This window comes from Mesorhizobium sp. Cs1299R1N1, from assembly GCF_037179655.1.
Classification (GTDB): Bacteria; Pseudomonadota; Alphaproteobacteria; order Rhizobiales; family Rhizobiaceae; genus Mesorhizobium; species Mesorhizobium salmacidum.
Genome location: NZ_JAPYKR010000009.1, coordinates 1 through 22,218, shown reverse-complemented (window position 1 = coordinate 22,218; position 22,218 = coordinate 1). Strand labels below are relative to the sequence as shown.

General features: G+C 64.5%; 21 protein-coding genes. 5 read left to right on the top strand and 16 right to left on the bottom strand.

Features of this window, described 5'->3' with window-relative positions:
• Window positions 1-14: 14 nt before the first annotated feature.
• On the bottom strand, window positions 15-1,922 hold the full coding sequence (locus O7A70_RS20075; RefSeq protein WP_337141936.1) for a propionyl-CoA synthetase: 1,908 nt from the start codon (window positions 1,920-1,922) through the stop codon (window positions 15-17).
• Between the two features lie 152 nt (window positions 1,923-2,074).
• Here O7A70_RS20075 and O7A70_RS20070 point away from each other — a divergent pair, with 152 nt between their 5' ends.
• From O7A70_RS20070 to O7A70_RS20055, 4 genes are all read left to right on the top strand, one after another.
• Complete coding sequence (locus tag O7A70_RS20070) at window positions 2,075-2,887, top strand: DUF2259 domain-containing protein (RefSeq protein WP_337141935.1); 813 nt, start codon at window positions 2,075-2,077, stop codon at window positions 2,885-2,887.
• A gap of 435 nt (window positions 2,888-3,322) precedes the next feature.
• Window positions 3,323-3,613, top strand: a complete 291-nt coding sequence (locus O7A70_RS20065; RefSeq protein WP_337141934.1) for a PqqD family protein — start codon at window positions 3,323-3,325, stop codon at window positions 3,611-3,613.
• 11 nt (window positions 3,614-3,624) lie between these two features.
• The gene (locus O7A70_RS20060; protein WP_337141933.1) at window positions 3,625-4,059 is read left to right on the top strand and encodes a lasso peptide biosynthesis B2 protein; all 435 of its coding nucleotides are present in this window, start codon (window positions 3,625-3,627) and stop codon (window positions 4,057-4,059) included.
• Complete coding sequence (locus tag O7A70_RS20055) at window positions 4,056-5,039, top strand: serine kinase (RefSeq protein ID WP_337141932.1); 984 nt, start codon at window positions 4,056-4,058, stop codon at window positions 5,037-5,039. Before O7A70_RS20060 ends, O7A70_RS20055 begins: the two co-directional genes overlap by 4 nt.
• An 8-nt stretch (window positions 5,040-5,047) precedes the next feature.
• Here the strand turns inward: O7A70_RS20055 and O7A70_RS20050 are convergent, their stop codons facing one another.
• From O7A70_RS20050 to O7A70_RS19980, 15 genes are all read right to left on the bottom strand, one after another.
• Window positions 5,048-6,070 (bottom strand): nucleotidyltransferase family protein, encoded by a 1,023-nt coding sequence (locus O7A70_RS20050; RefSeq protein ID WP_337141931.1) that lies wholly within the window; start codon window positions 6,068-6,070, stop codon window positions 5,048-5,050.
• 70 nt (window positions 6,071-6,140) lie between these two features.
• Entirely contained in the window at window positions 6,141-7,127 is a 987-nt protein-coding gene (gene dhaK / locus O7A70_RS20045) for a dihydroxyacetone kinase subunit DhaK (protein ID WP_337141930.1), read from the bottom strand.
• A 40-nt stretch (window positions 7,128-7,167) separates the two neighbouring features.
• Window positions 7,168-7,590, bottom strand: a complete 423-nt coding sequence (locus O7A70_RS20040) for a hypothetical protein (RefSeq protein WP_337141928.1) — start codon at window positions 7,588-7,590, stop codon at window positions 7,168-7,170.
• A 9-nt stretch (window positions 7,591-7,599) separates the two neighbouring features.
• Window positions 7,600-9,174: a phosphoenolpyruvate--protein phosphotransferase gene (gene ptsP, locus O7A70_RS20035; protein ID WP_337141926.1), complete on the bottom strand. Its 1,575-nt coding sequence runs from the start codon at window positions 9,172-9,174 to the stop codon at window positions 7,600-7,602.
• A gap of 41 nt (window positions 9,175-9,215) precedes the next feature.
• Window positions 9,216-9,518 (bottom strand): HPr family phosphocarrier protein, encoded by a 303-nt coding sequence (locus O7A70_RS20030; RefSeq protein ID WP_337141925.1) that lies wholly within the window; start codon window positions 9,516-9,518, stop codon window positions 9,216-9,218.
• A 21-nt stretch (window positions 9,519-9,539) separates the two neighbouring features.
• Window positions 9,540-9,929, bottom strand: coding sequence for a dihydroxyacetone kinase phosphoryl donor subunit DhaM (dhaM, locus tag O7A70_RS20025; RefSeq protein ID WP_140506598.1), 390 nt, complete (start codon window positions 9,927-9,929; stop codon window positions 9,540-9,542).
• Window positions 9,926-10,528, bottom strand: coding sequence for a dihydroxyacetone kinase subunit DhaL (gene dhaL, locus O7A70_RS20020; RefSeq protein WP_337142274.1), 603 nt, complete (start codon window positions 10,526-10,528; stop codon window positions 9,926-9,928). Before dhaL ends, dhaM begins: the two co-directional genes overlap by 4 nt.
• Window positions 10,529-10,600: 72 nt before the next feature.
• Window positions 10,601-12,244 (bottom strand): dihydroxyacetone kinase subunit DhaK, encoded by a 1,644-nt coding sequence (locus O7A70_RS20015; protein WP_337141924.1) that lies wholly within the window; start codon window positions 12,242-12,244, stop codon window positions 10,601-10,603.
• A gap of 70 nt (window positions 12,245-12,314) precedes the next feature.
• On the bottom strand, window positions 12,315-13,328 hold the full coding sequence (locus O7A70_RS20010) for an ABC transporter ATP-binding protein (protein WP_337141923.1): 1,014 nt from the start codon (window positions 13,326-13,328) through the stop codon (window positions 12,315-12,317).
• The gene (locus O7A70_RS20005; RefSeq protein WP_337141922.1) at window positions 13,321-14,433 is read right to left on the bottom strand and encodes an ABC transporter ATP-binding protein; all 1,113 of its coding nucleotides are present in this window, start codon (window positions 14,431-14,433) and stop codon (window positions 13,321-13,323) included. The genes O7A70_RS20010 and O7A70_RS20005 overlap by 8 nt, the downstream gene beginning before the upstream one ends.
• A gap of 2 nt (window positions 14,434-14,435) precedes the next feature.
• Entirely contained in the window at window positions 14,436-14,639 is a 204-nt protein-coding gene (locus O7A70_RS20000) for a hypothetical protein (RefSeq protein ID WP_140733364.1), read from the bottom strand.
• A 217-nt stretch (window positions 14,640-14,856) separates the two neighbouring features.
• A complete protein-coding gene (locus O7A70_RS19995) occupies window positions 14,857-15,807 on the bottom strand; it encodes a carbohydrate ABC transporter permease (RefSeq protein WP_337141921.1) in 951 nt (316 codons plus the stop codon).
• Window positions 15,804-16,751 carry a carbohydrate ABC transporter permease gene (locus O7A70_RS19990; protein WP_095771946.1) on the bottom strand — a complete coding sequence of 316 codons (948 nt, stop codon included), beginning with the start codon at window positions 16,749-16,751 and terminating at the stop codon, window positions 15,804-15,806. Before O7A70_RS19990 ends, O7A70_RS19995 begins: the two co-directional genes overlap by 4 nt.
• 125 nt (window positions 16,752-16,876) lie before the next feature.
• Window positions 16,877-18,208: an ABC transporter substrate-binding protein gene (locus O7A70_RS19985; protein WP_337141920.1), complete on the bottom strand. Its 1,332-nt coding sequence runs from the start codon at window positions 18,206-18,208 to the stop codon at window positions 16,877-16,879.
• Window positions 18,209-18,463: 255 nt separating this feature from the next.
• Window positions 18,464-19,153 carry a PIG-L deacetylase family protein gene (locus O7A70_RS19980; RefSeq protein WP_337141919.1) on the bottom strand — a complete coding sequence of 230 codons (690 nt, stop codon included), beginning with the start codon at window positions 19,151-19,153 and terminating at the stop codon, window positions 18,464-18,466.
• A gap of 277 nt (window positions 19,154-19,430) precedes the next feature.
• Here O7A70_RS19980 and hrpB point away from each other — a divergent pair, with 277 nt between their 5' ends.
• Window positions 19,431-21,893: an ATP-dependent helicase HrpB gene (gene hrpB / locus O7A70_RS19975; RefSeq protein WP_337141918.1), complete on the top strand. Its 2,463-nt coding sequence runs from the start codon at window positions 19,431-19,433 to the stop codon at window positions 21,891-21,893.
• The last annotated feature ends 325 nt before the right edge of the window (window positions 21,894-22,218 follow it).

The window sequence follows — 22,218 nt, the reverse complement described above, 5'->3', positions numbered from 1 at the left end:
GCCGGCAATGCTCCCTACACGCCGATGCCACGCGCCTTCAGCGCCGCCGTGATTTCCTCGAGAATGGCGGGGTCGTCGATGGTCGCCGGCATCGTCCACGCTTCCTTGTCGGCGATCTTCTGCATGGTGCCACGCAGGATCTTGCCGGACCGCGTCTTGGGCAGCCGCTTGATGGTCACCACGGTCTTGAAGGCGGCGACCGGGCCGATACGCTCGCGCACCAGCGCGACGACCTCCTTCTCGATGGCGCCGCCTTCGCGCGCGACACCGGCGTTCAGCACCACGAAGCCCAGCGGAATCTGGCCCTTCATCGCATCGGCGATGCCGACGACGGCGCATTCGGCGACGTCGGGATGGGCGGCCAGCACTTCTTCCATCGCGCCGGTCGACAGCCGATGCCCGGCGACGTTGATGATGTCGTCGGTGCGGGCCATCACGTAGAGATAGCCGTCCTCGTCGATCATGCCGGCATCGGCCGTCTTGTAGAAGCCGGGGAACTCATCGAGATAGGCCTGGCGGAAGCGGGCATCGGCGTTCCACAGCGTCGGCAGGCAGCCCGCCGGAAGCGGCAGCTTGACCACAACGTTGCCCAGTGTGCCGCGCGGCACCTCATCGCCGGCATCGTCGAGCACGCGGATGTCGTAGCCCGGCATCGGCACACCGGGCGAGCCGTATTTCACCGGCAATAGGCCGAGCCCGGCGGGGTTGATCGTCATCGGCGAGCCGGTCTCGGTCTGCCACCAATGGTCGATCACCGGCACGTTGAGCTTCTGCTCCGCCCATTTGATGGTTTCGGGGTCGGCGCGCTCGCCGGCGAGGAACAGCGTGCGGAATTTGGACAAATCGTATTTCGGCACGAACTCGCCCTTGGGGTCCTGCCCCTTGATGGCGCGGAAGGCGGTCGGCGCGGTGAACAACGCGACCACGCCGTGTTCCGCGATGACGCGCCAGTAGGTGCCGGCATCGGGCGTGCCGATCGGCTTGCCTTCGAACAGCACGCTGGTGCAGCCATGCAGCAGCGGTCCGTAGACAATGTAGGAATGGCCGACCACCCAGCCGACGTCGGACGCCGCCCAGAACACTTCTCCCGGCTTGACGCCGAACTCATTGTCCATCGTCCATTTCAGCGCGACCATGTGGCCGCCATTGTCGCGCACGATGCCCTTGGGCTGGCCGGTCGTGCCCGAGGTGTAGATGATGTAGAGCGGGTCGGTCGCCAGCACCGGCACGCAGTCGACATTGGCGCCGGCCGCCCGTTCGCGGGCGACGGCGTCGGCATAGTCGATGTCGAAATGGTCCTTCAAATCGCAGCGCAACTGGTCGCGCTGCAGGATCAGGCAGGCGTCCGGCTTGTGGCGGGACATCTCGATCGCGTTGTCGAGCAGCGGCTTATAGGCGACCACCCGGCCCGGCTCCAGGCCGCAGGAAGCCGAGATGATCAGTTTCGGTTTTGCGTCGTCGATGCGGGTGGCAAGCTCATGCGAGGCAAAGCCGCCGAACACGACCGAATGCACGGCGCCGATGCGGGCGCAGGCGAGCATGGCGATGGCCGCTTCGGCCACCATCGGCATGTAGATGATGACGCGGTCGCCTTTGCCGACGCCGCGGTTCTTGAGCACGGAGGTCAGCGCCACCACTTCGCGTTTCAACTCGGCATAGGTGAACTTCTTCACCGTTCCGGTGATGGCGCTGTCATGGATCAGTGCGATCTGGTCGGCCCGCCCGCCGGCGACATGCCGGTCAAGGGCGTTGTAGCAGGTGTTGCAGGTCGCGCCGGTGAACCAGCGGCCATAGACGCCGGCGGCGGCATCGAACACCTTGTCCCAGGGCGAATACCAGTCGATGGCCTCGGCCGCCTCCGCCCAGAATTTTTCCGGGTCGCGTTTCCAGCCGTCATAGACCTCGTGATAGCGTGAAGCCATCCGTAACCTCCCCAGGAACGATTTGCGGTCCTCGGCAATAGCCTATGTTGTTTCTTCGGGCGATGTCTCCCTGCATTTTCGTCTCAGTCGGCCGCGTCTTGACCTGACACGCGCGGTGTCGTGAAGTGGCGGCTATAGAGGGGGGTGAACGAATGCACCATCGGTGGTCTATCGCGGCAAGGCCGGCGATTGGGCTGGCAATTAGCGTGGCACTGGCGGTTTCAGCCGGGACCGCCCATGCCGGAGATGCCGCGGCACGGCGCATCATCGGCTTCTCGCCCGATGGCGTCTATTTCGCCTTCGAACAATACGGAACGCTCGACGCCGGTGCCTCGGCCTCCGGCTATTCCGAGATCGATATCATCGATATCAGAACCGACGAGTTCGTCGGCGGCAAGCCGATCCTGATCGTCGACGAATCCGAGGAGTCGACGCTGAGCCTCGATCAGGCAAGGGCGCAAGCGACCGCCAAGGCAGGACCCACCCTTGCCAAATATGCCATCGCATCGCGCGGCAAGCAGACGGCTTCCGACAAGTTCACCTTTCCCGGTGAGATGGTCGCCTACAACGACATTCCCCGCCTTGAGCAGGTGTCACAGAAATGGCTTTCGCCGCTCTATGACGAAACCGGGGTTTCGACGATCCAGTTGGAACAGCTTCTGGCCGGCAGCACGGCCGATTGTTCGGCGAGCTTCGATGACACCCAGCAAGGCGACTCATCGGGCAAGGCGCTCGGGTTCCGGCTGACGCTGCAAGGCCAGGACGGCAAGCCTTTCAGGACCTTGCATGAGGACAAGGCCGTGCCGGGCTCGAGGAACTGCCCGAGCTCCTACAGCCTGTCGGAATCCTATGAATACACACCTGCTGGCAAGCCGGCGGTGATCGTCGTGCTGGTGCAGCGCTTCAGCCAGGGCTTTGAAGGGCGTGATCGCCGCTTCATCGCCGTGACCGGAAAGCTCCGCTGAGCGATCCATCGATAGCCGTCTAACGACCCGGATTCGCTAGACAAATGTGGATTGCACTAGATCGGCAAGGCCACCAGCATGAGGCCGACACCGCCGAAGATCAAAATGGCTGTCGCAAGAGCTTTTCGATGACGTTCGAAAGTCGTTGGAGCCCGCTCCCAATTGTAACGCATACGCTTATCTCCCCAAGTCCCGGGGAGTTCTTACCTTACCCAAGGGAAGAAAAGCAACGGTCTTGCCGGTCAACGCACTCGCCTGGCACGTCATTCCGGCGACTATTTCTGGGACGATTTCGGTCGTGGATGAACGTTGCGGCCTGACAAGAGCTTGTCGCAAACACAGAGCTGCGCGGGCCATCCCCCGGACGGCCGATAGACAGCGCCCCACCACCGCGCTATCTCATTTCGGGGTTTTGCATGGCTTTTGGGGGTCGTGATGGAAATTGCCTCTGGAACGGTTCTGCGGCTGGCGGACGATGCCTCGGTTCAGCATGTCGGCGACGGCGCGGTCGTGCTTTTGGCGCGCAGCGGCCAGCTCTATACCTGCAACGGCACGACCGAAGCTTTTCTCGACAAGGTGGATGGCGCGCGCAGCCTCGGCCAGATCGTCGGCCTGCTTTGCGAGGAGTTCGAGGTCGACAAGGACACGCTTGACGAGGACATGGCGGCGCTGGCGACCGATCTGGTCTCGGAAGGCATCCTCGCCGCTCCAGGGCTTGATAGCTGAAGGGCTGCTTGATGGCGGACAGTCCCCTCCTGCGCGCCTTGTTCCGCTGCCATCTCTGGGCAAGCGCGCGGCTGATGCCGGTCCTCATTGCCAACCGCAGCTTCGAGGAGGTGCTGAAATGGGCGCCGCTCGCCTCGCGGACGCCCTATCGCGGCTTGCCAGCCGCCTACATTGTCGCCCGCGTCAACCGTGCCGTGCGCCGTCCCTGGCTGATGCGCGACCGCAGATGCCTGCGGGAAGGACTGCTCGGCCATCGTTTCCTGCGCCTTGCCGGCTTCGATCCGGAGTTGCGCTTCGGCGTCGATCCGAAGTCGCTGCAGGCGTCACGGCTGTCGGCGCATTGCTGGGTCTGCCTCGACGGCAGGCCGGTGGTCAGCGACAGCCTTCCCGGCATGGTCGAGATCTATCGCCACCATGACCGCGCCTCGAAAGTGCGCGCCGCTTGACCAGACCTTGCGCCTTCTATGATCTCAACGGCCATGTCCTCGGCATTTCGGCCGACCGTGCCGAGCTATGGCGGGACTTCGACAGGATGCTCGCCAGCCTGCGCGTCGAAGGTTCGACCGAAGCGGATTTTCATCTCGACATCGTCGAGGCGGAAGCATTGGACGAGACACCCGCCGGATCCCTGGTCTTCGACGGGGAGATCCTGGACGACGGCTACTGCCGGATGATCACGGACGGCGCCAGCGTCCATCTGGTCCTGCCAGGACGCCAGACCGTCGAGATCAACGAGAAGGGCTGGGCTCGACTCCGCATCGTGCCCGACAGCAAGGCCGCCTGGACGCCTTCGATGCTGATGCTGGACGCTGCACTTGATGCCGGCGGCCAACATATGCTGCACACTGCGGGCCTGACGCTGCCGGGCCGCGACGCCGTCGTGCTGGTCCATGCCCCAAGCGGTACCGGCAAGACCACCACATCGCTGGCCTTGGCAACGCAAGGATTCGGCCTGTGCTCCGACGATGCCATGATCCTGAATGTCGCTTCCGCCACGCCTGTTGCCTGGGGTTTGCCCCGCCACATCAAGATCCATGAGAAGACAGCGCGGATGATCCCGCTTGTGGCGCCATGTCTCGGGCCGTCCTGGGACCGTAACGGCGAACAGGCTGTTTCGCTGGAAAAGCTGGGCGGGATCGTAAAAATCGAAAACCCGACCGCCCGTCCGGTAGCAGCACTCCTGCACCTCGCGCGATCGGCCGACGAAGAAACCCGGCTCGCGCCCATGGCCCGGACCGACGCGATGGTGGCGCTGGCGATGGACAATGTCCGCACCGGCATGACCGGCCTGCTGCCGCTGCAGAAGCGCCGACTGGCGACGATCGGCAAGCTGGTCTCCTCGGTGCCGACCTTCACCCTGGAAGTGGGCGCGCGTCCGGCCGATGCGGCGGCGCTGATAAGCGCCACATTGAAGTCACGGGACTGACGGCCACTTCAAGCCGCGTATGGCCTGGCCTTGGCCAGCCGCTGGATCCAGCGGAACGCATCGCGACGCAGGCGCGAGCCGATCTTCTCCCGGGAATTGACCCTGAGCAGCGTGTTCGTCGTGATCAGCTTTTTGGCCAGCCGTATCGACAGGTCGGGCTTGATCCGTCCGGCCAGTTCGAGCGCATGCGGTTCGTCGAACAACTGGCCGGTCACGTTGAGCACGATCGCCAGTTCGAGTTCGATGCCGGTCATGCGGGCGGCATCGAGCAGACGTTGCTCTGCTTTCAGCGACTGTAGCGCCCGTACGCCTTGCAGCGCGTCGACACAAAGCTGCAGCCGGTGGAATTTATGCCCCCCTGCAGCATGCACGATGGCGATCGTCAAAAGGGCTGCCGGCGTGTCCGTCGCCTCGCCGTCAATGATGCCCAGCTCGCGAAAGCCCAGGGACAGGCGCCGCCGCATGCCGGTATCGTGCACAAGGTCGCCATGCAGCTCGACCAGCAGGCTGGCGTTCTCCTTTTCCAGCCATTTGAACTCCTGCAGCTGGTAGGATTCGGCTTCGTTGCTGCCAAGCTCGAAGCCTGACGCCGCGATCACCTGGTTTGCCCGCGCAAGATTGGCGGGCTCGACGAGGATGTCGATGTCGGTGAACGGCCGGTCGGAAATGTTGCGGTAGAGTTTTCGCGCGAAGACCGGTCCCTTGACGATCCGCGCCGGAATGCTTTCCGCCGCCATCCCCTTCATGATGCGGTCGCCATGATACTGCAGCAGCATCGACTGGCCGGTGGCGATCGTCGCCTTCTGGCGCAGATCGTCCAGCTTGGATTGCAGGCCTGGATCTTCAGGCAGGCGCGCGCCGCCGCGCTCCCTGAGCTTGCGCAGCATAATCGGCAGGACGCCGTGGAATTCGGCATTGTCGAGCAGCGCCGACAGTGCCTTCGCCGACAAATTGTCCTCGACCGCCGCGGCCTCCGGATCGGCCAAGCGCAGCAGCAGTCTTTCTTCTGCGAAGGTGAGGGAGGGCAGCATCAACCCGGGCAAATCCATGGCTAAGTGGATTGTCCAGAATGGTTGCAGAAAAGCGCGGCCGAAGCCAGCCTTATAGGCCCCAGCGCAGCGCGGCCGTGTGGACAGGTGCGTCCCACCAGTCCGTCAATTCGTCGTCGAGCAGGGTCAGCGTGATCGAGCAGCCGGCCATGTCGAGCGAGGTGACATAGGTGCCGACCAGCGAGCGGGTTACCGTCACGCCATGTTTCTCGAAAATCCGGCGAGCGCTGTTGTACATCAAGTAGAGCTCCATCAGCGGCGTGCCGCCGAAACCGTTGACGAACAGCAGCGCCGGGCCTTTCGCCTTGCCATCCAGATCCCCAAGGATCGTGGCACAGATCTCCTGCGCGATCGCATCGGCGCTCTTCAAGGTGTCGCGGCGGCGGCCGGGCTCACCATGGATACCGACGCCGAATTCCATCTCGCCATCGCCGATGTCGAAGGTCGGTTTGCCGGCCGCCGGCACGGTGCCGCTGGTCAACGCCACACCCATCGAGCGGGTCGCGTCGTTGACGCGCTCGCCCAGCGCCTTCAACGCCGGCAACCCCAGCCCGTGCTCGGCGGCGGCACCGACGATCTTTTCCACCACCAGCGTGCCGGCGACGCCGCGCCGTCCGGTCGTGTAGGACGAATTCTCGACAGCGACGTCGTCATTGGTCACCACCTGAAGCACGCCTTCCGACATTTCCGCTGCCATGTCGAAGTTCATCACGTCGCCCTCATAGTTCTTGACGATGAACAGGCAGCCGGCGCCTGTGTCGACGGCTTGCGCGGCCGCCAGCATCTGGTCCGGCGTCGGCGAGGTGAACACCTGGCCGGGGCAGGCGGCGTCCAGCATGCCATAGCCGACAAAGCCGCCATGCAGCGGCTCGTGGCCGGAGCCGCCGCCGGAGATCAGCGCCACCTTGCTCGGCTTGAGCATCTTGCGGCGGATGAATTTGTGCTCCTCGCCAAGCACCAGGATGTCGGCATGGGCGGCCACGAAACCGTCGAGGCTCTCGGTCAGCACCGTGTCCACCGAGTTCATGAATTTCTTCACGGCCGTCTCCTCCCGAAATAGCCTGACATCAAGGGGTCAATCAGCCACTCTTGCCGGTGATGCTGGTGACCTTCTGGATGAATTCGTTGATCGCGCGGTCGAGCGCCGCATTCTGTTTGTCGTCGCCGAAATCCGGCACGATGAGCGAAACGTGCCTTGTCTTGCGCGCGCCCGCGGCGACCGAGATCTTCCCTGGATGCGCCTGATGGTAGGCGGCGAGAAACTGGTCCCGCTCGGCCTGGCTGAAATGGCAGACGGAAAAGATGGCGGGCAGATGCTTCGACGGAATCGGGATCGAATAGGTGGGGCTCGAAATCTGCGTGACGAAACTGCGGTGTTTGCCAAGCGCGTCGGCAAGGCGCTGGCGCATGCCGGACGGGCGCTGGTCGATGACCTGTGACAGGATCGTCTTGTAGGCGCGGATCGCTTCTTCGGAGCCGGGCTCGGGTTTGTTGTCGATCATGCCTGCCGCCTAGACCGGGACGTCCGCGATGGCCGCCTTGGCCATGGCGAGTTGCGCCGGCGCGACCGAGAGATCGCGCAGGCCGGCCTCCAGCAGCGACGGGATCGAGGCGGGGTCGCCGCCGGCATCCCCGCACAGGCTGACCGGAATCCCGGTTTCCCGTCCGAAGGCCGAGACCGAACCGACCAGCCTCAGCACCGCGGGATGACGAACAGAATTCAGGTGGGCCACAGCGGCATTGTCGCGCGCGGCCGCCATCACATATTGCGTTAGATCGTTGGAACCGATCGACAGGAAGGCGACGCCGGCGAACGCCTCCGGCGCGATGGCCACCGAAGGCACTTCGACCATGATGCCGAGCGGCGGCATCTCTTGCGCGATGCCGCGCGCGGCAAGGGCTGCTCGTTCCTCGGCGAACAGGGCGGCGGCGCGTTCATACTCTTCTGATGTGGCGATCATCGGAAACATGACTTTGAGATTGCCGTGTGGTGCGGCGCGCAGCAATGCCCTGATTTGAACACGGAATATGTCGAGCCTGGCCAGCGACAGCCTGATGCCGCGCAGGCCAAGGAACGGATTGCCTTCCTCGACGGTGAAGCCCGGCACCGGCTTGTCGCCTCCGGCATCGACGGTACGGATCGTCACTGGTTTTTCGCCGGCCCATTCCAGCACTTTGCGATAGGCGCGATACTGGGTCTCTTCATCCGGCAGCGTCTTGCCGAACAGGAATTCCGTGCGCATCAGGCCGACACCGTCGCAGGTTTCGATATCGATGGCGTCGACATCGCTGGGGTCGGCGATGTTGACCTGCACGCGCACCGCGATACCGTACTTCGTCGCCGCCGGCCGTGCCAGAAAGGTCCGCGCGTCGCCTTGGCGGGCGGTGAAGGCGGAGGATGCCTGCCGGAACGAGCCGATCTCCACAGGCGAGGGCGCCAGAACGATATTGCCGTGCTCCGCGTCGAGCAACGCGATGCCGGCAACAGCGGTGAGCGGCTCGCGCAAACCCACGACCATCGGCACGCCACGCGAGCGCGCCAGCATGGCGACGTGGCTGGCGGTGCTGCCTGCTTTCAGCGCGATGCCGCCGCCATGGCTCCAGTCGGTTTCGAGAAAGCGCGTCGGCGCGATATCCTCGCCGTGGAGGATGGCGCCGGCCGGTGCCGTGCTGCCACCGTCCTCGGTCAGGGCGCGCAGCACCTGGTCCCTGATGTCACGCAGGTCCGTGGCGCGGGCGCGGAAATAATCCTGGTCCGAGGCGTCGTAGCCGGTGATCTCGGCATCGAGTGCCTGCCGCCAGGCCGCGTCGGCGGGTTGTCCGGAAGCGATCGACGCGAAGGCCGGTCCGCTCAGCGCGTCGTCTTCCAGCATGGCGAGGTGGAATTCGAGTATGCCGGCGGCATCGCTGTCGGCGGTCTCGATCATGGCAACGAGCCGGTTCGCCGCCGTGCCGATCGCGGCCTCCAACGATGTCTTCTCCTCGGCAGGGCTCGCCTTGCTCGCGTAGATGCTTGCAGGCCGGCCGAGGTCGAACAGAGGCCCCTCGGCATAGCCGGCCGATGCTGGAACACCCTCAATGCGCATGGCCCGCATTCCCAGCGGGCAGGCCAAGGCATGCATCGACCTCAAGCCGAGCGGACATGGCCGGCATCCTCGTCGAAATCGCGCTGCACCAGTTCGATCAGCGCGCGGACAGCATCATCGGCACCATCGCCTTTGGCCCTGATGTGCAGCACCGTGCCCTTCGGTGCCTTGGCAGCCATCACCTTGACGATGCTCTTGGCATCGAACCATGGGCCGTTGGCGGCGAGTGCAATTTCCACGTCGGCGGCAAAGCTCTTGGCCAGCCTGGTGAACTTCACCGAAGGACGCGCATGCAGGCCCACATCGTGGGTGATCAGGACGGTCGCTTCAGCGGTTGCGGACATGTCTTCAAAAATCCCGTTCACTCACGACGGCGACAATTCGTGCGCCGTCGCGACCACTTCCCGCAGCGAGGCGCCGCCGGATGCCTCGGTCGCCGCCATCACCGCGCCCTCGACGATCGGCGCGTTGCAGACGATGATTTTGTGCGCCCGCGGCTCGCCGATCATTTCGACCGCCATTTCACTGTTGGTCTCGGCGCCGCCGAGATCGACAAGGACGGCAACGCCAGCTTCCGACCAGGCCCTGTCGATGGCGCCCATGATCGCCTCGACATTGGTGCCGAGCCCGCCATGGCCATTTCCACCGCACCACGCTAGCGGCACTTCGTCGCCCACCATCTGGCGTACCATGTCGGCCGTGCCCTCCGCGACCAGCGGCGAATGCGACACGATCACGATCCCGACATTGCTCATGCTTTGTCCCCGATGATTTGCGCCACTGTGCGCACCAGCAGCGCGGTCGAGCGCGCGCCGGCATCCATATGGCCGATGGAGCGGTCGCCGAGGAACGAGGCACGGCCGCGCAGCGCCTTCATCGGCACGGTCGCTTCGGCGGCGGCGTCCGCGATGTCGGCTATTTCAGCCGCCGTTTTGCCCTTGGCCAGCGCGTCACGCACCGGCTGCAGCACATCAAGCATGGTTTTCTGTCCAACTTGGGACTTGCCGCGCGCGGCCACCGCTTCGATCGCCTTGCCGAAGGCAGCCGTCAAATTGGCATGGTCGGGCTCCGCCGAAATCTCCTTGCCGAGCGCCATGAACAGCGTGCCGAAGAGCGGGCCGGAGGCACCGCCCACCGTCATCACCAGCTTGGTGCCGATCGCCTTCAGGGCGTCGGGCAGCGGCTTTGCCGCGAACAAGCCGGTCTCGGCGCGCACGGCTTCGAAGCCGCGATTCATGTTCAATCCGTGGTCGCCGTCTCCGATCGCCTGGTCGAGCGCCGTCAATTCCTCGGCGTGAGCGGCAATCGTGTCCGCGGCGGCCGTGATCAGCCTCGAAAGGTCCAGCGCCGTCATGTCGCCCGAATTCCCGGTTTCCACCTTGCCCGCAGTAGCGAAAGAACGGTCGTTCGACAACTGGTGCATGCGTCAGGCCGTGACAAGCAGCGTAGCGGCAGCCGCGAACACTTCGGCCACGGCATGGGCGCCGGGGTCGACCACGCCGTGCAATTTGGCGCCGACATAGGCTGACCGGCCGGCCTTCGCCTTCTCCATCGCGGCGGTTGCCTCGGCGCCTCGCCGGGCCGCTATCGCGGCTTCCTCCAGACCCTTGCCGTCGAGCGCCTTCAAGGCCGGCTCCAGCGCGTCGACCATGGTGCGATCGCCCGGTTTGGCGCCACCGTAGAAGGTCATGCGCTCAAGCCCGGCAAGCAGCCCCTTGGATAGCTTCGCACCGCTGTCCATTGCCTGCGCCGCCGCCGTGAAGAAGATCGACAGCAGCACGCCGCTGGAGCCACCCATCGAGGCGCTCAGGATATCGCCCATCGCGCCAAGGGTCGCGGCCGGGCCGGCAAGCGGCAGCGAATCGAGCCTTTCGAGGATGCTGCGCGCGCCGGTCGCCACGGTCGAGCCGGTGTCGCCGTCGCCCGCCTTGGCGTCCAGCCCGTTCAATGTCGCTTCGAGCGAAATCAGCCTTTCGCAGACACTGGCGATCAAGCGCCTGGTGCCTGCATCCTGGCTGGCCTTGCGCGCCGCGCCTTGTCCGGCTGCCTTGGTCATAGGTACGACAGCAGGCGCAACGACCGGCTTTGCCGGCATCCAGGCATGCGGGCCCACCGGCGCCAGCAAGGCAGCCTCGCGCGCCGCATCGAGCTTGATCAGCGACAGCGAGAACCCGTTCATGTTGAGCGCCGTCATCAGCGGCCCGGGGCCGATCGTCAGCTCGACGGTCTTGGCGAGCGGCGAGGCAAGCACCGCATTGGCAACCAGCGACATTTCGAGCGGAGGCACCGAGCCCAGATTGTTGATCAGCAAGGCATAGGTGACCTTCGGGTCGAGCCGCGCCACGAGCCGCTCCGCCATAACAGCCACCAGCCGGTCGGCGCTTTGCACCGCGATGCGCTCGACGCCGGGCTCGCCATGGATGCCGAGGCCGAGCTCTCCATCGTCGGCGCCGAACCTGTCTTCGTGCTGTTGGCCTGGGATCGAACAGGACGACAGCGACATGCCGAGCGAGACGATATCCTTCGCTGCCGCACGTGCAGCTGACACGATCTCGGCCAGATCGCGGCCGGCTTCCGACAGATGACCTGATATCTTGTGCACGAACAATGTGCCGGCAACACCGCGCGGCTGGGCGATATCGGGCAGCGCGATGTCGTCGGCGACGATCACCATTTCGATACGAAAGCCTTCGGCGCGCGCCTTCTCGGCCGCCAGGCCGAAATTGAGCCGGTCGCCGGTGTAGTTCTTGACGATCAGCAGGCAACCCGCCGGCCCGGTGACCGCGCGGATGGCCGCCAGCACCGCTTCGACGCTTGGCGAGGCAAAGATCTCGCCCGAGACGGCAGCCGTCAGCATGCCCTTGCCGACGAAGCCGGCATGCGACGGCTCGTGCCCGGCGCCGCCGCCGCAGACGATGGCAACCTTGGACTTGTCCCAATCGGCGCGCAGCACGACCTTGATCTCGGGATAGCCGTCGAGGCGCGCGAGGTCGCCTGAGCCGATGGTGCGCAACAATCCGTCCAGCGCCTCGGTGACGATCGTTTCCCTGCGGTTGAAAAAGTGCTTCATCGAATTCGTCCCGTATTTCGCAATCGTCAATCAGAAGCCGGCATCACTTCGCGGGGATGCCGAAAACCATTCACATCAGTCGTTGTCCGTCGGCGCCGAAATAGAGCGGCGACCGGTAGCGGATCACCACTTTGTCGCCCTGCGCCAGATCGGTGTCGGGATCGGTCAGCGTCACCAGTTTCTTCGGGCCCACCGTCACATGCAGATGGTTCTGGTCGCCGAGATGTTCGACCCAGTCGACGACGCCGTCGGCATGGCCGTTCATGGCTTTCTCGATCGCCAGGTGCTCGGTGCGCGCGCCGATCGTCTTGGTGCCGGCCGGCGCGCCGCCGTCAGGCAGCAGCCCGGTCGGCAGAAGATTGATCGCGGGCTGGCCGAGCCGTGCCGCCACATGCAGGTTTGCCGGTTCGGAATAGATGGTTCGTGGTGAGCCGATCTGCACCAGCACGCCGTCGGCGAGGATGCCGATCCGGTCGGCCATGGTCATGGCCTCGATCTGGTCGTGCGTGACGTAGAGCATGGTGGCGCCGAGTTCGGACTGGATGCGCTTCAATTCGAGCCTGAGATCCGCGCGCAGCTTGGCGTCCAGAGACGACAGCGGTTCGTCCATCAGGTAAATGGACGGCTTGCGCACCAGCGCGCGGCCGATGGCGACGCGCTGCATTTCGCCGCCCGACAATTTCGTCGACCGGTTGGCGAGCTTGTGATGAATGCGCACCATCTTCGCCACCTCCTCGACCCGGCGGCGGATCTGGTCTTCCGGTATTTTCCGCGCCGGCGAGCGCAGGGGGAAGGCGAGGTTGTCGAACACCGACAAATGCGGATAGAGCGAATATTGCTGGAAGACGAAAGCGGTGTCGCGCTCGGCCGGCGACAGGTTCGTGGCATTGTGGCCGCCGATCTCGATCGTTCCGGCATCCGGCCGCTCCAGCCCGGCGATCAGCCTCAGCGTCGTCGTCTTGCCGGCGCCGGTCGGTCCGAGCAGCACGACGAATTCGCCGTCCGATATATGCAGGTCGAGACTGTTGACGGCGGTCTGCTCGCCAAAATTCTTGGTCACGCCCTTGATGCGCACATCAGCCATGCTGCACTCTCCGCTCCGAGGCAGTATCGTGGATCGCCGTTCTCACCGCGCGCCCGGAGCCCTTGTCGAACAGCGACAGCCGCGCGCTGTTCAGCGTCAGGCCGACATGGTCGCCGGCGTTGAGCCGGATTTCGGCCGGCACGCGCGCCTTGATGATGCCGTCCGCCGTCTCCACCGCGACGATCTGCGTGGTGCCGAGATATTCGGTGCCGTAGATCGCGCCGCGCAGCTTGGAGGCATCGTCGAAGCGGATGTGCTCGGGCCGGATGCCGAGCGCCATATCGGCCGGCGCGATGTCCTCGCGCACTTCCGGCACCGCTACCTTGGCACCCTGGACGACGATCTCCTTGGCGCCTTTGGAAAGCCCACCGCCGAAGCCCAGAAAATTCATCGGCGGCGAGCCGATAAAGTCGGCGACGAACATGGTAGCGGGGCGGTCGTAGATCTCGCGCGGTGTGCCGAACTGCTCGATGACGCCGTGGTTCATGACGGCGATCTTGTCGGCCATCGACATCGCTTCCATCTGGTCATGTGTGACGTACACAGTCGTCGCATGGATACGGTTGTGCAGCTCGCGCAACTCATGGACCATCAAATCGCGGAATTCGGTGTCGAGGGTCCCCAGGGGTTCGTCCATCAGGAAGCATTTCGGCCGCCGCACGATGGCGCGGCCGAGCGCGACGCGCTGGCGGTCACCGCCCGCCAGTCCCGAGACCGATTTGTTGAGCAGATGGTCGATGCGCAGAAGCTTCGCTGTCTCCTCGACGCGGGTGCGGATCTCGGCCGACGGCATGCCTTGCGCCAAAAGCGGGAAACCGATGTTCTTGCGCACATTCATGTGCGGATAGAGCGCGAACAGCTGGAAGACGAAGGCAATGTCGCGCTCGCGGGCCCGGAGCATGGTGACGTCGTCGCCGCCGAGCAGGATTTGGCCGCCCGTCGGCAGCTCGAGCCCGGCGATCATACGCAAGGTGGTGGTCTTGCCGCAGCCAGACGGTCCGAGCATGACGAAGAACTCGCCGTCCTCGACGACGAAGTTGGAGTCCTGCACCGCGACGAAATCGCCGAAGGCCTTTCTCAGATGTTGGACGCGGATCTCGGCCATGATTATTCCGGGAACTTCGAGACGATGATGAACATCACCGTGCCGGCAAGCATGGTGATGAAGGAATAGGTGTAGAGCGACAGCGCGAAGGGCTGGAACAGCATCAGGAAACCGATGGCGATCAGTGCGGTCGCGATGTTTTCCATCAGCCCGCGCCTTGCCCAGCGTGGCCATGATGACTTCCTAGAGATGGCGGGGCGCGTCATGCGTAGCTCCCTTCCCTTTCCCCCTTCAAGGGGAGAGATGGCTGCCAAGTGGTTCCCCCACTCCGTCGCTGCTTCGCAGCGACACCTCTCCCCGCTCCGGAGGGAGAGGAAGGGAGCCTTGCTGGATGAAGTTCGCGCCCTTCCTCTCCCCCGCCGATCGGGGGAGAGGCGTCGAGCGAAGCTCGACGGAGTGGGGGTCGACTTATTCCCAGATCAATCATTTGCGCACCGCGCCGAAGGTGATGCCGCGCAGCAATTGCTTGCGGAGCAGGATGGTGAAGACAAGGATCGGAACCAGGAAGATCGTCGTGCCGGCCGCGACCGCCGGCCAGTCCTGCCCGCCTTCGCCGATGATGGTCGGGATGAAGGGCGGCGCCGTCTGCGCCGTGCCCGAGGTCAGAAGAGCGGCGAAGGCGTATTCGTTCCAGGCGAAGATCAGGCAGAAGATGGCGGTCGCGGCAATGCCGGTGGTCGCCTGCGGTAGCACGGTGCGCCAGAAGGCCTGCAGCCGCGTGTAGCCGTCGATCATGGCGGCTTCCTCGTATTCGCGCGGAATCTCGTCGATGAAGCCTTTGAGCAGCCATACCGCCAGCGATACGTTGACCGCCGTGTAGAGCAGGATCATGCCGAGCGCGGTGTCCGACAGGCCGAGTTCGCGGTACATCAGGTAGATGGGGATGGCGACCGCGATCGGCGGCATGAAGCGTGTCGACAGGATGAAGAACAGAAGGTCGTCCGCGAGCGGCACCTTGAAGCGCGAGAAGCCATAGGCCGACAGCGTGCCGAGAAAGACGGCGCAGAAGGTCGAGCCGAAGGCGATGACCAGCGAATTGATGAAGCGCGGCAGGAAGTTGGACGGGCCGGCAATCACCATGTTGCGCTTGCGCACCGTCTCGTCGCAGAAGCCGGTCGCCGGTCCGAGCGAGTTGATGTATTCCGGCGTCTGCCTGGTCCGCGTCGTGAACAAATTGCAGTAGCCCTCGATGCTGGGCTGGAACACGATCTTCGGCGGATAGGCGATCGAGTCCGGCGGCGTCTTGAAGCTGGTGGCGAAGATCCACAACAGCGGCACGATCGAGATCAGCGCGTAGGCGATGATGATGGCGCCGGCGATACGCTTCGAATTCGACGAAGGCGCGACGACCGAATGGGCAGTGGTCAGGCTCATCTCTGCTTCACCTTGTTGAGCGCCTTAACGTAGATGTTGGCGAGACCGAACACCGCGACGAACAGGATGATGGCGAAGGCTGACGAATAGCCGGTGCGCCAGCTTTCGAAGGCCTGCCGCTTCAGCGTGATCGAGGCCACCTCGGTGGTGGAGCCCGGTCCGCCGCCGGTCAGCAGATTGACCATGTCGAACATCTTGAAGTTCTCGATGCCGCGAAACAGCACCGCCAGCATGATGAAGGGCAGCGCCATCGGCAGGGTGATCGACCAGAACTGTCGCCAGTTGGAGGCACGGTCGACCTCGGCCGCCTCATAGATGTATTCAGGGATGGAACGCAGGCCCGCGAGGCAGATCAGCATCACGTATGGCGTCCACATCCAGGTATCGACGATGATGATCGACCACGGTGCCAGCGAGACGTTGGAGAGCATCTGGATGCTTGTCGGCGGAATGCCCGACACGAACGAGATCACATAAGAGAACAGCCCGATCTGAGGCTCGTAGAGGAAGCGCCAGAAATTGCCGACCACCGCCGGCGACAGCATCATCGGCACCAGGATCAGCGTCGTCCAGAAGGCGTGGCCGCGGAATTTCCTGTCGATCAGCCAGGCCAGCGTGAAGCCGATCAGCGTCTGCAAGAGGATGGTCCAGAACACGAAATGCGCCGTCGTCTGCATGGCGATCCAGATGTCCTGGTCACCGAGGATGCGCTGGTAGTTGGCGAAACCGAGGTTCTTCACCACTTCGTTGGGGCGGTTGGCGCGGAAATTGGTGAACGACAGATAGATCGCCCAGAACAGCGGAAAGATGTTGATGGCGAGCAGCAACAGGATCGTCGGCGAGATGAACAGCCAGGCGAGGCCCTTGTCGCTGATGCCCCGGACCTTGCGCGCCAACGGTTCCGGGGTTGCCCGGGCAACGTTCTCCGCGGTCCGATTGAGCATGGTAAGTCCTGCTTCGGTCACTTGGCGTCTCTGTGATGGAATTTATCTGAACCGCGTCCCGTGCCAAGGGCGGCACGGGACGCGGCGGTCACAGCTCGGGAGGAGCCTTGGATATTGCCTTGCGGCTACATCTTGCCATCGTCCTGGAAGACCTGCGTCCAATCCTTGACCAGCCCGTCGAGCGCATCCTTGGCCGAACCCTGGCCGGCGACGACATAGTCGTGGAAGCGCTTCTGCGAGGCCTGCAGCAGCGGTGCGTAGCTCGGCTCGGCCCAGAAGTCCTTCACAATGGCCATCGAGTCGAGGAAGGTTTGAGCATAGGGCTGGCTGGCCGGGAATTTCGGATCCTTGACCACCGCGTTCAGGCAGGAATAACCACCGAGCGACCACCACTTGGACTGCACGTCCTTGTTGGCGAACCATTTGATGTATTTCAGCGCCGCTTCCTGCTTGTCGGAATAGGACACCACCGAAATGCCCTGGCCGCCGAGCTGGGCGAACTGGTCGCCGTCCGGCCCCTTGGGATTGACGAAATAGCCGATCTTGTCGCCGCCGACATTCTCGTCCTTCTGCAGGCCCGGCCATGTGAAGGCGAAGTTCATGTGCATCGCCACCTGGCCGGATTTGAAGGCATCGACGCCTTCACCCATGTAGCTGTTCGAGGCGCCCGGAGGGGTGCAGCAGTCGTAGAGCGCCTTGTAGAATTCCAGCCCCTTCACCGATTTCTCGGAGTTGACGAGGCCTTCCATCTCGTAGGGCTTCTTCGGGTTTTCGTACTGGAAGCCATAGCTGTAGAGCACGTCCATGGCGCCCATGGTGATGCCTTCGGAACCGCGCTCGGTGTAGATCGAGGCGCCGTAGACCGTCTTGCCGTCGACCTGCCGCTTCTGGAAGAATTCGGCGATCTGCTTCAACTGGTCGAAGGTGGTAGGCGGGCCGAGATCCCAGCCATACTTCTCCTTGAACTCCTTCTGCAACTCGGGCTTGGAGAACCAGTCCTTGCGGTAGGTCCAGCCGACGACGTCGCCCATGGCCGGCAGCGCCCAGTAGTTCGGCGTGTTCTTCGGCCATTCCGAATAGCCGACAACGGTCGCCGGCACGAAGTCGTCCATGCTGATCTTCTCCTTGTCGAAGAAGTCGTTCAGCTTGACATAGTGGCCGTTCTCGGCCGCGCCGCCGATCCACTGGCTGTCGCCGATGATCAGGTCGCAGAGCTTGCCGTGTGAGTTCAGCTCATTGAGGAAACGGTCGGCATAGTTGGTCCACGGCACGAATTCGAATTTCATGCCGATGCCGGTTTCCTTGGTGAAATCCTTGGACAGTTCGACAAGCGCGTTGGCCGGGTCCCAGGCGGCCCAGCACAGCGTCAGGTCTTCAGCGTGCGCGGCGTTCGAGACGGCTGTCGACGCTGCGATCGCCGAGGTCAGTCCCAACGCCAGTTTCAAGCTCGATTTCATGCCTTCCTCCCATTTGTGAAACACGCCCGGATGGCGGTCTCAAGAACCTCAACCTCTCTCCTCAGAGGCCCAAACATGGCGGCATCGTTGCGCCGCGGGATGTTTAGTAATTTGTTTAGTGATGCAATTTTTACTAAACAAGGCAAGCGAATTCGTTGCTGCGCCGCAACATGCTGAAGTCGGTCTCTGAAAACGTTGGGAAAAGCGCCAAAGGCCCGGCCGGATGAGCGCGGATTGTGGACGCGGTCCGGAAGGTCAGTCGACCCGCTTGGTGCTCACCATCACCGTCCTGATCGGCGGGGGTGGCGGAAGCAGCGCGCGGATGTCGCCGAATGGAAACGTCGGCTCGAAGCGGAAGGCTTCGGCCAGCGAGCCTTGCGCGCCATTGCATTGGCCCGAGCGAAAAAGGTTCTGCGTCAGCGCGATATCGACGAAGCGATCCGGGTCCTGCGACTGGTGCATGCGGATCGCCCGGGCCTTGATGTCGGCATGAGCGGAAATATCGACATAGTGGGTCGGCGAGAACCCGGTGCCGCCCATCGTGTCGGCATGCAGCACGGGGACGCCGAACGACGCAGCGATGCGCACGCCGTCCGACAGCGCGCGATGGTCGGCGTGATAGTCGTTGGGCGCGTGCGTGATCACAAGATCCGGCCCGATTTCGCTGATCAGTGTTTTCAGCGCATCGATCAGTGCGGCGTCCGCCACCAGCCCGCCATCGGGAAAGTCGAGGAAGCGCGGCACCGCCCCGAGCAGCGCGGCCGCGGCCATCGCTTCCTGGCGGCGGACACGAGCCAGAACGGCGGGATCGCTCTTGCCGCCCCTGGCACCATCGGTGGCCACGGCAAAACTGAGTTCCGCGCCTTGCGCGGCATAGGCGGCCATCGTACCGAACATGAAGATCTCGATGTCGTCCGCATGCGCACCGAGCGCCAGTATTTTCAACTTTCTCTCCCGGAAATGAAAAACGTGCCGAACGGAATCCTGCTCGCCCTGATCGCCTATGCAAGCTATTCGGGCAGCGATGCCGTTATCAAGAGCCTGGGGGGCAATTCACGGTGTTCGAGATAGGCTTCTTCTCGACATTGTTCGCCGGCTGCTTGGTGTGCGAGGAAGCGCGGCTGCGTAAGGTGCGCTGGAATCCGTTTTCGCGCACCCGGCTTTGAACCGGCGCGACTTTCGCGAGTTGCACGGCGCCCGCGACCGCTGATATGCGATCGCAATGACGACCAGACCCTTGCCGGAGCTTCCGGTATCCGCCGTGCTGCCGGCGCTGAGCGAGACGCTCGGCTCCGGCAACAGCGCCGTGCTGGTGGCACCGCCCGGTGCCGGCAAGACCACGCTGGTGCCGCTGGCGCTGCTCGATGCGCCCTGGCTGGGCACGGGCAAGATCGTGTTGCTCGAACCACGCCGGCTTGCCGCCCGCGCCGCGGCGCGCCGCATGGCCGAACTGCTGGGGGAAGAGCCCGGCGCCACGGTGGGCTATGCCATGCGTATGGAAAACCGCACCTCGGCGCGGACGAAAATCCTGGTCGTCACCGAGGGCGTGCTTGCGCGCATGATTCTTGATGACCCTGAACTGCCCGGCGTTTCGGCCGTCATTTTCGACGAATTCCACGAGCGCTCGCTCGACGGCGATTTCGGTCTCGCTCTCGCCCTCGATGTACAAGGCGCGCTGCGGCCGGATCTGCGTTTGCTGGTGATGTCGGCAACGCTCGACGGCGCACGGGTCGCAAAACTCCTGTCGGGCGCGCGGGTGATCGAAAGCCAGGGCCGCGCCTTCCCTGTCGATGTCAGGTATGACGAACGACCGGCCGGGATGCCGACCGAGGACGCCATGGCCAAGGCAATCCGCTCCGCGCTTGCCGACGAGAGCGGCAGCGTGCTTGCCTTCCTGCCCGGCCAGCGCGAGATCGAGCGCACCGCCGAGCGGTTGGCCGGCAAGGTCGGCGCCGACACCGATATCGTCCCGCTCTATGGCCAGCTCGACGGCAAGGCGCAGGACGCGGCGATCAAGCCGGCGCCGGGGGGCCGCCGCAAGGTGGTGCTGGCGACCTCGATCGCCGAAACCTCCATCACCATCGACGGCGTGCGCGTCGTCATCGACTCCGGTCTGTCGCGGCTGCCGCGCTATGAGCCGGCCAGCGGCCTGACACGGCTGGAGACAGTTCGCGTCAGCAAAGCTTCCGCCGAGCAGCGCGCCGGCCGCGCCGGCCGTACGCAGGCCGGCGTCGCCATCCGGCTGTGGCGGGCTGAGCAGACGGCGGCACTTCCCGCCTTCACGCCGCCGGAAATCCTCGAGGCGGACCTATCCGGCCTGCTGCTGGACTGCGCCGCCTTCAGTGTCTCCGATCCCGGGACGCTCGCTTTCCTCGATCCGCCGCCGGCTCCCGCGCTCCATGAAGCAAGGGCGCTGTTGCGCGCGCTCGATGCCATCGACGAGGCAGGCCGGTTGACGGAGGCGGGCGCTTCGATGCGCAAGCTCGCTCTGCCGGTACGGCTGGCGCATATGGTCGCCGAGGCGGCGAAGGCCGGAGAGGTGCAGGAAGCGGCCATGCTCGCCGTGCTGCTCACCGAGCGCGGCCTTGGCGGCGACGGTGCCGATCTCGAACGGCGGCTGATGCGCTTTCGCGGCGAGAAATCGCCGCGTGCCACGTCGGCGCGCCAGCTTGCCGAGCGCCTGGCCAGGCAGGCAGGCGGCGCGAAGACCAGCGGAGCTGTTCCAGCCGGAACCCTGCTCATCCACGCCTGGCCGGACCGCGTCGCCAAGGCGCGCGGCGAGCGCGGCCGTTTCGTGCTGGCCAATGGCTCCGGCGCCATGCTCGATGCCGCCGATCCGCTGGCGGGCGAACCCTTTCTGGTCGTCGCCGACCTGCAGGGCAAGGCGCAGAATGCCCGCATCACGGCGGCGGCGGCAATCAGCGAGGAGGACATCCGGTCAGCGCTTGCCGGCAAGATCGAAACGCGCAGGCAGACGAGCTTCGACCGCGAGCGCCGCGCCGTGCGGGTGCGCGAAACCGTGCGCCTCGGTGCCATCACGCTCGCCGAACGCATGCTGCCGGCGCCGGCCGGCGCCGATGCCGACCGCGCCATCATCGAGGCCTTGCGCGAGCATGGGCTTTCCCTTTTGACCTGGAGCAAGGAGGCCCAGACGCTGCGCCAGCGGCTGTCCTGGCTGCACAAAGGCTTAGGCGCGCCCTGGCCCGACATGTCGGATGAAGCGCTCATCGGACGCCTCGACGACTGGCTGCTGCCGTTTCTGTCCGGTGCGGCATCCCTGGCCGCTATCGACCCCGGCACTGTCCCGGCCGGGCTGGCGTCGCTCGTGCCGCACGACCTGCAGCGCAAGGTCGAGACGCTGGCCCCGACCCATTTCGACGCTCCGTCGGGCAGCCACGTGCCGATCCGCTATGACGGCGAATGGCCGGTGCTGGCGGTCCGCGTCCAGGAACTGTTCGGCCTCGACCGCCATCCTTCGATCGCCAACGGCACCGTGCCCTTGACGCTCGAATTGTTGTCGCCGGCACACCGGCCGATTCAGACGACGCGCGACCTGCCCGGCTTCTGGCGCGGCTCCTGGGCCGACGTGCGCGCCGACATGCGCGGCCGCTATCCCAAACATGTCTGGCCGGAAAACCCGCTACTCGCCGCCGCCACCGCCCGCGCCAAACCGCGAGGGACCTAGCCTTGGCGATTGGCGCTCATCATTTCGTCATCCACGGGCGAAGCAAGGAGCGTAGCGACGCAGCGTAGACCCGAGGATCCATGCCGAGACATCAAGGCCACGCGATGGTGCGGAATTCTGCTCCGTTGCACGCTCCGGCTAAGGTCACGGCCTGGATCCCAGGTTCTCCGCGACGGAGCTTCGCTCCTGCTTCGCCCAGGGATGATGGGTGGACGGCCCCTTGCGGCATCGAATGTGCCAAACTGGTCGTGTTGAAACCCAGCGGAGGAGACCGTCCGTCATGCAAGCTATCAGATTTGGTATCGATTTGGCCAAGAATGTGTTT